At 62.8% G+C, this 266-nt stretch carries 1 protein-coding gene; it reads left to right on the forward strand.

Features of this window, described 5'->3' with window-relative positions; genetic code table 11:
- Positions 1-266, forward strand: a 266-nt coding sequence (locus SB689_RS23310; protein ID WP_410694424.1) for an RES family NAD+ phosphorylase, incomplete at both ends; no start/stop codon positions are given.

The raw sequence follows: 266 nt of genomic DNA on the forward strand, positions 1-266 counted from the left end.
GCCCGTCATCTATGCGGCGTCGACTTTTGCGGGTGCGATGCTCGAGGTGCTGGTGCATGCGCGCATCGGCAAGGTGCCGAAAACACACGGATGGGTCGAAGCAAGTGTTCCCGACGACGTCAGCATCGAACGCCATACGGCCGAAACGTTGCCGGACGGATGGGACGCGGCGGCACTTCAGGCAGCACGTCAGTTTGGCGACGCATGGATGACCGAGATGCGTACCGCGCTCCTGATTGTCCCGTCGGTCGTGGTCCGTGCAGAGT

The organism is Chryseobacterium sp. SIMBA_038 (genome assembly GCF_046535115.1).
Lineage (GTDB): Bacteria > Bacteroidota > Bacteroidia > Flavobacteriales > Weeksellaceae > Chryseobacterium.